This window comes from Collinsella sp. LCP21S3_D3 (assembly GCF_052118305.1).
Classification (GTDB): Bacteria; Actinomycetota; Coriobacteriia; order Coriobacteriales; family Coriobacteriaceae; genus Collinsella.
The window spans coordinates 1-9,945 of record NZ_JBQKHK010000029.1 but is presented as its reverse complement, the minus strand read 5'-3'; the positions used below and the strand labels follow the sequence as shown (position 1 = coordinate 9,945).

The window sequence follows — 9,945 nt, the reverse complement described above, 5'->3', positions numbered from 1 at the left end:
CGCCCCCGGTCCCCGGGGCGCGGCCCTCTTGCTTAAACTGCTCAATTTTTCGTGCTCACGGTGCTCATTTCCCAGTGATCACTCGGACCACTTCTTAGTGAACATCAACACTCGATTACGTTGTTCGTCCTGATCCGGCGCCAGTGCTCCGGCGGGATGCGCGTGAAGGCCAAGGGCGTGCCCGTGGTGGTCTACGAGCCCACGCTAGACTCGCCGGAGTTCTTCGGCTCCGAGGTCACGCACGACCCGGAGGCCTTCAAGGCTGGCTGCGACGTGATCGTCGCTAACCGCTGGAGCGACGAGCTCGCGGACGTGGCAAAGAAGGTGTACGCGAGAGATTTGTTTAAGCGGGACTAAGGGAGAGGATTTCCCGAGCTAGCCGAGTTCACCCTGCAGTAAATTAATCTTTCATGAAAACGTGAACGCATCAGCTAAGTCGATACGTCCACGTTTTTGTTCTATTGACTCATATAGGACAACTTTTAGGATTTAATAATGACGGTTTCAATAGATTGGCCCTCAAGCAGCGCCCCTCCATAGCGAATGATTAAATCGGTGACCAGAATCGCTTTTAGAGAATGCTCCAAGGTGTCGAACTCGGTCTGCTTGCCGTGGCATATTTGATTCCGTAAGGGATTATGGGCTGCCAAAGCATTATCCATGCTGTTAATAAACGTAATGTCGACAAGGTAATTGATTGCACTATCAAATACCAGAAAGCCATTTTCAGATGTAACCAACATCAAAAGAACCTTGTCTTTAATATTTCTCAGTTTTCTACGCTTTCCTTCCGAATACAAAGTAGCTACTCGGTGCCGTTTGGCATATATATCGAAAGCTTCTTCCTATTCTTCATTAAGCGCCTTGCCATCAGGCGCGTACTTTTCTATCAGGCCTTCAAAAATATTCATGAGCAACGAAACGCAACCTTCATAGTCTTGCTTCCGATGTCGCTCCAAAGCGCTGACGAGTAACCGCATTTCCCCTTCAGAGATTTCTTCATGGCTTTCCCATATCGCTCTGGTTTCATCTAGCCACTGTTCATCAAGGCACTCAAATGCGATCTGGTCAACGCGCGACTTCAGGACCTCATCAGGCGCATCATCCGGTAAAGAATCAATTTGATCGCACGCTTTTGGATTATCGACGAGATACATTGGCCACTGAGTCTTAGTAAGAACAGGCAACCTATTAACTTTAATGGCGATAGGCTTAAAGGCGTTAACAATACCGCTTAAATCAATTTTCTCAGTCGCGGCTTTTACGACCTTTGCGACATGCTCCATTGCGGCATAAACCGACCGAAGAGCAGCGCTATAGTCAATCTGGTTATACAGCGGTGCCATTGAGTTGGCTAAAGCTCTATTAATACGTTCCTTATACCTGCGTTGCATCTCCATTGCTGCGCCATTATCCAGGCCGTGCTGTAGCCGAGCCATGTTACAAGTTTGATTTCTTGCAGTATTCATAACAGCCTCTTGACGAGGTGATGTTTCTTTCCGAAATATATCCGATTCAAGTTGAGTCGCCAATTTTGACAATTCGCTTTTCTGACAACCTTCCTTAGCCGATCGGGGGTCAGTTTTCGGAATAGCAGCGTCATGAGAATTAAGATGGGATGTCATGCCTTGCCTTTTTCTTCCAGGAACATCAACATCGAGACAAACTGTAGGCGTTGAAATAATTTAACCAATTATATCGGACGAGATTGACCAATCCCAGCCGATCGCAAGGAGAAGCCGGTCGTGGTTGTCTACCGCCTGACGATGAAGTCCAACTCCGACAACTTCCGCGCGAGCTCCATCCAGGGCGTCACGAAGCGCGTGAAGGCCAAGGGCGTGCCCGTGGTGGTCTACGAGCCCACGCTGGACGCGCCGGAGTTCTTCGGCTCCGAGGTGACCCACGACCTGGAGGCCTTCAAGGCCGGCTGCGACGTGATTGCCGCCAACCGCTGGAGCGACGAGCTCTCAGACGTGGCGGACAAGGTCTACACGAGGGATCTGTTTAAGCGGGACTAGGGGAGAGCTGACTGCGTTGACTCTAGCCTATTGCATAAATCCATTTGTAGAAAGAGCGTGTATCGGCTGCGCCGATACACGCTCTTTTGGTTAGATTATTCAACAGTGTCCAAACGTTTAAGCTCTTCGACCCACTTACTAAATTGTGATTGAGTGCTACAGAATAAATCGAGACTCTTTTGAATCCGATGAGCGGGGGCGCGTAAATCCCTAGACATTTTTCCAATTACCGAGACTGAGTTTCCAAAATCTCTACATTCACTAAAGGCCTCATTAGTGTTGTCGATAAGACTGCTAACGGCATTTTCAAAATCAAAAGAACGTTCCCCACCATAATACTGGCATATTTCGACATAAGCGCTTACTCCAGCGCCCATCGTTTCAACACTTTGAGTAAACTCACGACAATTTGCGTAGAACTCATCAGCAAGAGGGCCAAGCTCCTTTGCCATACTACGCGTAATTATCAGCTTAGCGGCTATGCTTTTATTCTTTGCATCTGAGTCCTTCATTTCCACCGTCTTTTCCTGAGCAAGCGAACCGATTGCAGCCATATTCTCCGTCATACTATTAAGGATTCGAGCTTGGTTTTCACCTTCAGCTTCAAGCGCGGCGAGCCTGTCGAGAAATCCGTCTTGCGTTTCCTGCAGCGTTTCACTTGCTTGCTTAACAAGATTTAAATGACCCTCACAAAGTCGTTGGTCCACTTCCACAAGTTTTGCCACAAGAGTTGCGACATAATCTTGGTAGACACTAGATTCTGGATCGCGAGTCCTAATTTCATAAAAATTAGATGCTTGAGTTTCACTAAGCGTGTTGGCAAGATCGTCATCTGGAAAGTTCTTAAGGGCGGCATCAACATTAGTAAATCGAATGGGAAAAATTCCATATGCAATTTTCTTTTCACGAAAGACAGATACTGCATTCCTGAGTTCACCCAAACATGAGGGCCTTTTAAGATAGGTGGGGGTAAGGATTGGAATGAAAATTACCGTATTCAACAGCGCTTCATTAATGGCATTTTTCCAGTTCGCACCCCATTCAATCCCATCCTTATCAACGAAAACAGTCAGATCTTCACCCGTTTGGAGTTCGTATTCGGCCTTGATGGCTTCTAGAAGCGTAAGAATAGCACCCTTAGAATTAAGATCATCCTTATGGGCATACGACCAAAAAACGGTGACTTTATTAATGCCATCATCGAGTACTACATCCTCATTAAATGTGACTAGTGAACCGCTTCCTTGAATTGTGGTAATTAATCCCTTCTGTTCAATTTCTGAGTAGATCCTTTGAGCGGTTGCAGTGCTCATGTCATTGTCGTCTGCGAATTCTCGAATGGAGGGGAGTCTGTCGCCATTCATCAATTGGCCGGAACGAATCATTTCCTCAATATACCTTGCGCCAGCTGCATAAGACGGCTCGCCCTTCATCTTGTCGAATACTATTTTCATTGTTCCTCCTAACTAACAAAACCGTACTGATACAGAATGTAACAGCTGTATTTAACACTGTAAAGTCTAAATACAAATTACTATTTGAATTGATTATTTCTATTCTGATGGGTCCTGTTTACAAGGAAAGTCAAAAGGTTGGGGGGGGGTGCGCCCTATCCAGAACGTCAGTAGCGTGAACAACAGGGCCGTGGCCGCGACTATCTATGAGCAACGCTGGATGCAATCCCTCCTTTCACCGACTGGCAAAACGATTTACACCTAATTTCGGGGCTCGATTGCTGGTTTCTTTATAGTCCCTTGCTAGATCTCGCTAAACTAATAACTGCTGCTACCGGGTAGTTTTCTGGCGCAGTTTCCATTGGCTCTTGCGAAGATCGGAGCGGTTATGTTTGCTGCCGCGTTCCACACCAGCCGTCGCTACATCCTGTTTACTGCCATGGCCTGCCTATGCGTTTTGCTGGGCGGGCCTTCTTATGCCGCGGGCGCGGACAGCCTTTTCATTGCGGGTACCACGTACTACGAACCGGGCGTGTCGGGCCCCGGGTGGGCCTGGACCGATGCCGGCCACCTGGAGCTTAACGGCTACGCGGGCGAGGCCATCGGCTCCGTCGGCGACCTGGTGGTGACGCTGTCCGGGCAGAACACTGTTGTCGAGACGAGCGCGCCCGACGTGGACATCTCGCGTTGCGGCATGGAGGTGTGGGGCAATCTGACGCTCAGCGGCACCGGGTCGCTGGTGGCCACGGGCTCGCAGTGCGGGATCTACGTGTCGGGGGCGCTCGCGGTGGACGGCTGCAAGGTTGAGGCGCGGGCCGACGGCGGCGGCATCGCGGATGCGCGGGTGGCCGGCGTGATCGCGGACGGTCTTGCCGTTCGCGGCGGTGGGCGCGTTGTCGCCGCGGGCGTGGGCTCCGGGGCGGGCGTGTGCACCTATGGCGTGTGTTTGCTGGGCGGGGCTGCTGGCGGTGGAGCGGCCGGGCAGCTTGCCGTCGATGCGTCCTGGCTGGATGCGTCGGGCGCCAAAGGCGGCGTCGCCTGCCTGGGCGGGTCGATTGCGTCCGCGCGCTTTGTGGCGCCCGCGGGCGGGGCCTTTGGCGCGGGCGGCGTGGTGGATGCCGACGGGTCCGTGACAACGCATGTGACGATCGAGCCCGTGGATACCACGGCGCCGGCGGGGGAGACCGGTGGGCCCGACGTACCGGGCGATGGTCCTTCCGTTCCTGGCACTGACCCCGCTACCGGCGAGCCAGCTGCGGATCCGTCGACGAATCCCACACAAAAGCCCGCGGCCGCGACTAAGGCGGTGACCACGCCCACAGTGGCCAACACCACGGCCGCCAAGGCCTCTAGGCCCAAGGCCGCCACCGCGACGACCGTCTCGCTCCCCAAGGCCGGTGATAACTGCTGGACCTCCGCATCCCTAACGCTTTTCTTACTCGGTATAGCGCTCCTTTGCGCCGCGATTCGCTGCTAAAGCGCTCGCTTTCCGGATTGCTCCTGAGTGAGGGTATTGGCTTACGCCAATACCCTCACTCTCTTTGAATAGGGAAGCTTCTACGATGTCGATTGTTTGTAATCATCTTTTCTATACTTGTATGTACGTTATACTAAGGTTGTACTCACGCTATTGAAAGGACTTATAAATGGCAAGCTCAACATTAACCATCAGGGTTGACGACGACCTAAAGCGCGAGGCGGCAGAAGTGGCCGATTACTATGGGCTTGACCTATCATCCGTTACACGCGCTTTCTTTAAGCAAATGGTCAACACTCATCGCATCCCGTTGACCTTTGCTCCCGAGGAACCCAATGTCGAAAGTCTCGAGGCCATTTGCGAAGGAGATGCATTCCTGGCATCCGGTAAAAAAGGACGTTTTGACAACGGTGCCGATCTGATCGCTGCGGCGATGGCGCAATGAGTACGCTGACCGCTGAGTTCTCTGCAGCTTTCTCACGCGATTTAAAGAAAAAAGCAAAGCGCCGGAATTGGAATCTGACAGAGCTTCAAAAGCTAATTGACCTAGTGCTGCAGAATACACCTGAGTCAACAGAGATATTAAAGCGACGCCATAATATGCACCGGCTAAACGGCAACTGGAGCGGACGAAACGAATGCCATGTAGCAAACTCCGGTGATTGGCTTGTCATATGGTCATCAAACGAAGAGGTGGCATTCTTTGAGCGTACGGGCACCCATGACGAACTGTTCCGATGACATCCTTTGGTTCAACACCAGTAAAGCTATTCGAGTTTCAGCAATTCATTTCCTTATTGTTTAACTGTGATAGCTACTTAGCTGCAAAATGACTCGCTCATAGAGCCGGCGTATGGCTATACGCAATCAGGTTTTCCTTTCACCGACTGGCAAAACGATCTACACCTAATTTTGGGAATCAATCACGGGCTGTTTCCCTGCTCGTAGTCTGATCTCGCTACACTAATAACTGCTGCTACCAGGTAGTTTTCAGGCGCCGTTTCCAATGGCTCTTTCGAAGATCGGAGCGGTTATGCTCGCCACCGCGTTCCACACCAGCCGTCACTACATCCTGTTTACTTTCATGGCCTGACTATGCGTTTTGCTGGGCGGGGCCTTCTTATGCCGCGGGCTCGCGGCCGGGCTGGTTTCCGTCGATGCGTCCTGGCTGGATGCGTCGAGCGCGGGCGGCGGCGTCGCCTGCCGGGGCGGGACTCCTGCATCCGCGCGCTTTGTGGCGCACGCGGGCGAGGCCTTTGTCGCAGGCGGCGTGGTGGATGCCGACGGGTCCGTGGCGGCGCGTGTGACGATCGAGCTCGTGGATGCCACGGCGCCGGCGGGGGAGACCGGTGGGCACGACGTGCCGGGCGATGGTCCGTCCGGCCCTGGTACCGAGCCCGCTGCCGGCGAGCCAGCTGCGGATCCGTCGACGAATCCCACACAAAAGCCCGCGGCCACGACTAAGACGGTGACCACGACCGCTGTGGTCAACGCCACTGCCGCCAAGGCCCCTAGGCCCAAGGCCGCCACCGCGACCTCCTCGTCACTCCCCAAGACAGCCGACAGCCATTGGATTGCCGTGTCCGCATTGCTGTTCGTGCTGGGAACAGCGGTTCTTAAAGCTGCACGCCGTTGCTGATGCTCCCGATTTCTGGATGTGCGGGAAAAATCGGAACCAGCCGAACGCAAGCCAAATTCTGTTAATAAAACTGCAGGTCGCGAAAGCGCAAAACCGGGGTCTGGTCGGCAGAACTCGGCCCCCACCACTTCTGGACAAGGCCAGCTGTCAGAGTTCGTGTCTTATAGGAATAATTTAATTCACGCCGCGTTACGTCTAGACTGCTCCTTATACTCGAATATAACCACTAAGGAGGTAGTCATGTTTTGGAGCTATGTTCAGCTTGATGATGGCACTCAATTTGCCTACTCAGAGACAAGAGAAGACGGAACCGTTCGCATAGCCGTCGAGCGTCCGGTTGATTTTGGCTTTGACCATGCGGAATGTTTCTTGCCTGCGGTCAAATGGTTCAACGTCGAAGGATTTACAGCTGATGACCTCAATTTCTTGACCGAATTTGTTAGATCAAACGCCCCGTTTATCTTCGAGCTCGCCGAACGCCAAAAAGCCGGACCGGCGGTGGCATAATGCCTCGAGTTCTTATTTTTGGGCAGTACGTTCTGTTCTTTTGGATTGCGGAAAACGGAGAACCAATTCACATACACGTAGGTGTAAAGAGGGCGGCTGCTAATTCGACCAAGTTTTGGCTGACGAAAGACGGTGGATGCAAACTTGCCAACAACGAGAGCAAGATTCCGGCTAAGGATCTCAGGGATCTTTCAAAACTAATCACCATGAATCATCAATTCATATGTGACAAGTGGTGCGAAACCTTTGGTGATGATTCGCTGAAGTTCTACTGTTAAACGCCCAATTGAGACATGGTTTTACTTGCTGACATATCATCTGCGGCCTCCCGCGTGCTGGTTCAATAGGACGTCAGCGAGGCATATTTATTTGGTTCGTTTGCCCGAGGCGAGCAAGCGCCCGATAGCGATATTGACTTGCACCTAGTCTGCGGCAACACCATGACGTTCGGCACGCTTTACGAACTCTCCCATGAGCTCGACAAGGCACTTGGGCGAAAGGTTGATATCGTCACCAACCCGCCAGAGCACATGCACCTGCCCTTCCGCAAAAGCATCGAGCAGGATGAGGTCGCCGAGCACAATATCCTCGGCATTGGCGCTCGCAAAAACCTTACACTGCAGCATCGAAGACCTTGTCTGGCAACCGATCGCCATAGAGTACGACTCGAAACCCTGTTCATCCGTAATCTAAATACTAAGATTATTATTGTTTATCTTTCCTTTCAATACGTATTTAAATGGGTCTATAATACGTATTAGAGACACATTTTGAAGGAGGTTGCTATGGTTGCCGTAATAGACAACAAACTCGTTTTCGGACGCGAACAGGTGCTGACCTCGACGCAGGCAAGCAAAAATTTTGGCGAAGCGAGACGTCGCGCTCGAAGGGAGCCGCAATTTGTCTCAGACAGGAACGATGGCATCGATACTGTTATCGTCGGCTTCGACGAGTTCGAAGCGATGGCGGTTGAACTCGAACAGCTCAGAGAGGAGCGCCTGCACGCCATAGCCGCTGCAAGGCTCGCGCAGGGCGACGCTGATTCGAATCGCAAGGGCATCCCGTTCTCCTATACCGTGGGACGTGAGAGGTTCGAGACCATGCTAGAAGCCGAGGCGACCGATCCCATTTCCGACGAGGAGCTGTTCGAGTGAGCGTGGCTAGGTTTAAAGTTGAGTTTTACGACAAGACTGCCGAGAAAGAGTATCTGTCACTCGATAGCTCGGTCCGCGCTATGGTGAACAAAGGTATTGCGCGTCTTGCACTTCGAGCCGATAAAATTGGTAAGCCACTTTCGGGTCTTCTTGCAGGTTGTAGGGAACTTAAGTTTCGCACTGATGGCATTCGCGTAATTTATCGCATCCGCGATGGGCACGTCGAAGTGGTTCAAATCATCGCAATAGGTGCAAGGGACAAGGACAAGGTTTTCGACCTGGCATCTAGACGCCTGGACAGCGATGATTGATTGCCTCAAGAAAAATCTATTTAGATTGCATGGTCAAAATGCTCGGGTTAAACGCTCGGATTCAGACAACAGAAGGACGGCGTGATGAAAACGTTAAATGCAACGACATGCCCTGATAGTTGTTGCAGCAATTATCCTGAAAGCATGACTTTTTGCGGCTGTACAGCTGATGCAACCGACTCCACCGCGCCGAAAGCGCCCCGTACTTTACCCGATGATCTGGACAGTATCGCCTTGCTCGACGAGGCCATTCAGTCAACTATTGCGGGCATGCCCAACGCGCTCAGGCTCTTGGAGGACTCATGATGGCGGCTACGCAGCGGGGCGCTCATCCGTTCGCGCCGCTCGTGCTTGATGATGCCGGTTCGCTCGAAGCTATTGCCGCGGCTGTGATGCGCCTACACAGCACGCTGATGACGGTCGGGCGCTGCTATACAACCGACGCCACAGGCGGCCGGGCCGCGCTTGAGCTTGGACGCGTCGAGTCCGTGCTTGCGGGTGCATTCTGTACGATTTTCGGTCAATCGCCGGCCGACCGCTTCGCAGACATCTTTGACCAGGTCACCTACGTGGCCGAGCACATGGTCAAGGACCACATCTTTGAGGACGGTAACAAACGCACCAGCCTTGTCTTTGCGTTGTCTGTCCTAAGGTTCGCCGGCACTCCGGTCGTGCTGTCCGACAGCTCCGAGCCCAAAGACAACCAGTACTACGTCTGGATCCAAGACCTCGTATCCGGAAACCGCTCTCGCGCCGATCTCGCGGAAGAGCTTAGGCGCAATTACGTTGTGTGTCTCGACTGTGCTTCGCCCGTATAGAATCAAACCTTCCGCACGCTGGTTAATGAATGGGTTGGACACCGCATGGAACTCCCTAGCACCCTGTGCAGCAATGCCTACGACTTTGCGTTTTGTCCCGAGCCCTGCTACGACCGCTGGTTGACCTCGCCGATCCCGAGGACTGGGGTCCCAGTAACCGCATCCTCAAAAACTACCTGTCGTTTTCTTCTGGCCGCGCGGTGTTCCTGACCGAGCGCGACGCGGACCAGACCGCGCCGCAGCTAGCTACACGCTCGCCGTGCCTCAGTTTTACGGCGGCCGGATCCAGCTGCTGCTACCGCTGTTCCTGACCGGCGACAAGCCCGAGCTGGCGCTGACCATCCAGCGCGAGGACGGCTTTTACGCCGCGCGCACCTGCCTCACACTCGACATGGCATACAACAACGCGCGACTCATTTGCCGCCCCGAGACCTTGTGGATCAAGCGATAAAGGGTGGTAGTGTCGAGAAAGTTGGTGTAGTGCCCGATCCGAAGCGAGTCGGCCCGGCGTCCCAGAATCTGGAATACGGTTGATATCCTATGCCGCCTCGACCCTGTCCGCAAGCT

At 52.9% G+C, this 9,945-nt stretch carries 15 protein-coding genes and 1 pseudogene; 13 read left to right on the top strand and 3 right to left on the bottom strand.

Annotated elements, in window-relative coordinates; translation table 11 throughout:
• The first annotated feature begins 162 nt into the window (after positions 1–162).
• Positions 163–357, top strand: a complete 195-nt coding sequence (locus tag ACTQ1S_RS08915; protein ID WP_441547535.1) for a hypothetical protein — start codon at positions 163–165, stop codon at positions 355–357.
• Between the two features lie 125 nt (positions 358–482).
• Here the strand turns inward: ACTQ1S_RS08915 and ACTQ1S_RS08910 are convergent, their stop codons facing one another.
• Complete coding sequence (locus ACTQ1S_RS08910; protein WP_441547534.1) at positions 483–743, bottom strand: hypothetical protein; 261 nt, start codon at positions 741–743, stop codon at positions 483–485.
• A gap of 102 nt (positions 744–845) precedes the next feature.
• Positions 846–1,469, bottom strand: coding sequence for a hypothetical protein (locus tag ACTQ1S_RS08905; RefSeq protein ID WP_441547533.1), 624 nt, complete (start codon positions 1,467–1,469; stop codon positions 846–848).
• Positions 1,470–1,745: 276 nt separating this feature from the next.
• Between ACTQ1S_RS08905 and ACTQ1S_RS08900 the strand changes: the two genes are divergently transcribed.
• Entirely contained in the window at positions 1,746–2,018 is a 273-nt protein-coding gene (locus ACTQ1S_RS08900; RefSeq protein ID WP_441547532.1) for a UDP binding domain-containing protein, read from the top strand.
• A gap of 95 nt (positions 2,019–2,113) precedes the next feature.
• On the opposite strand, the gene ACTQ1S_RS08895 is transcribed toward ACTQ1S_RS08900, so the two are convergent.
• Complete coding sequence (locus ACTQ1S_RS08895) at positions 2,114–3,472, bottom strand: TIR domain-containing protein (protein WP_441547531.1); 1,359 nt, start codon at positions 3,470–3,472, stop codon at positions 2,114–2,116.
• Between the two features lie 388 nt (positions 3,473–3,860).
• Between ACTQ1S_RS08895 and ACTQ1S_RS08890 the strand changes: the two genes are divergently transcribed.
• From ACTQ1S_RS08890 to ACTQ1S_RS08840, 11 genes and pseudogenes are all read left to right on the top strand, one after another.
• Positions 3,861–4,949 (top strand): hypothetical protein, encoded by a 1,089-nt coding sequence (locus ACTQ1S_RS08890; RefSeq protein WP_441547530.1) that lies wholly within the window; start codon positions 3,861–3,863, stop codon positions 4,947–4,949.
• Between the two features lie 169 nt (positions 4,950–5,118).
• Complete coding sequence (locus ACTQ1S_RS08885; protein ID WP_441547529.1) at positions 5,119–5,394, top strand: type II toxin-antitoxin system RelB/DinJ family antitoxin; 276 nt, start codon at positions 5,119–5,121, stop codon at positions 5,392–5,394.
• A complete protein-coding gene (locus ACTQ1S_RS08880; RefSeq protein WP_427747403.1) occupies positions 5,391–5,690 on the top strand; it encodes a type II toxin-antitoxin system YafQ family toxin in 300 nt (99 codons plus the stop codon). The genes ACTQ1S_RS08885 and ACTQ1S_RS08880 overlap by 4 nt, the downstream gene beginning before the upstream one ends.
• Positions 5,691–6,051: 361 nt before the next feature.
• A complete protein-coding gene (locus ACTQ1S_RS08875) occupies positions 6,052–6,588 on the top strand; it encodes a hypothetical protein (protein ID WP_441547528.1) in 537 nt (178 codons plus the stop codon).
• A gap of 240 nt (positions 6,589–6,828) precedes the next feature.
• Positions 6,829–7,095 (top strand): hypothetical protein, encoded by a 267-nt coding sequence (locus tag ACTQ1S_RS08870; protein ID WP_441547527.1) that lies wholly within the window; start codon positions 6,829–6,831, stop codon positions 7,093–7,095.
• Entirely contained in the window at positions 7,095–7,373 is a 279-nt protein-coding gene (locus tag ACTQ1S_RS08865) for a DUF4160 domain-containing protein (protein WP_441536279.1), read from the top strand. The genes ACTQ1S_RS08870 and ACTQ1S_RS08865 overlap by 1 nt, the downstream gene beginning before the upstream one ends.
• 132 nt (positions 7,374–7,505) lie before the next feature.
• The gene (locus tag ACTQ1S_RS08860) at positions 7,506–7,856 is read left to right on the top strand and encodes a hypothetical protein (protein ID WP_441536285.1); all 351 of its coding nucleotides are present in this window, start codon (positions 7,506–7,508) and stop codon (positions 7,854–7,856) included.
• 24 nt (positions 7,857–7,880) lie between these two features.
• Positions 7,881–8,249, top strand: coding sequence for a hypothetical protein (locus ACTQ1S_RS08855; RefSeq protein ID WP_441536277.1), 369 nt, complete (start codon positions 7,881–7,883; stop codon positions 8,247–8,249).
• 2 nt (positions 8,250–8,251) lie between these two features.
• Positions 8,252–8,560 (top strand): type II toxin-antitoxin system RelE family toxin, encoded by a 309-nt coding sequence (locus ACTQ1S_RS08850; RefSeq protein WP_441547526.1) that lies wholly within the window; start codon positions 8,252–8,254, stop codon positions 8,558–8,560.
• 305 nt (positions 8,561–8,865) lie between these two features.
• Entirely contained in the window at positions 8,866–9,378 is a 513-nt protein-coding gene (locus ACTQ1S_RS08845; protein ID WP_441547525.1) for a Fic family protein, read from the top strand.
• A 241-nt stretch (positions 9,379–9,619) separates the two neighbouring features.
• Positions 9,620–9,829 (top strand): annotated as a pseudogene (locus ACTQ1S_RS08840) (DUF3825 domain-containing protein); the annotation flags it as partial.
• Positions 9,830–9,945 lie beyond the last annotated feature (116 nt).

Coding starts and splice junctions, on each gene's coding strand:
- ACTQ1S_RS08855 (WP_441536277.1), top strand. CDS start 7,881: ATGGTTGCCGTAATAGACAACAAACTCGTTTTCGGACGCGAACAGGTG.
- ACTQ1S_RS08895 (WP_441547531.1), bottom strand. CDS start 3,472: ATGAAAATAGTATTCGACAAGATGAAGGGCGAGCCGTCTTATGCAGCT.
- ACTQ1S_RS08885 (WP_441547529.1), top strand. CDS start 5,119: ATGGCAAGCTCAACATTAACCATCAGGGTTGACGACGACCTAAAGCGC.
- ACTQ1S_RS08845 (WP_441547525.1), top strand. CDS start 8,866: ATGGCGGCTACGCAGCGGGGCGCTCATCCGTTCGCGCCGCTCGTGCTT.
- ACTQ1S_RS08910 (WP_441547534.1), bottom strand. CDS start 743: ATGTTGGTTACATCTGAAAATGGCTTTCTGGTATTTGATAGTGCAATC.
- ACTQ1S_RS08865 (WP_441536279.1), top strand. CDS start 7,095: ATGCCTCGAGTTCTTATTTTTGGGCAGTACGTTCTGTTCTTTTGGATT.
- ACTQ1S_RS08905 (WP_441547533.1), bottom strand. CDS start 1,469: ATGAATACTGCAAGAAATCAAACTTGTAACATGGCTCGGCTACAGCAC.
- ACTQ1S_RS08870 (WP_441547527.1), top strand. CDS start 6,829: ATGTTTTGGAGCTATGTTCAGCTTGATGATGGCACTCAATTTGCCTAC.
- ACTQ1S_RS08890 (WP_441547530.1), top strand. CDS start 3,861: ATGTTTGCTGCCGCGTTCCACACCAGCCGTCGCTACATCCTGTTTACT.
- ACTQ1S_RS08880 (WP_427747403.1), top strand. CDS start 5,391: ATGAGTACGCTGACCGCTGAGTTCTCTGCAGCTTTCTCACGCGATTTA.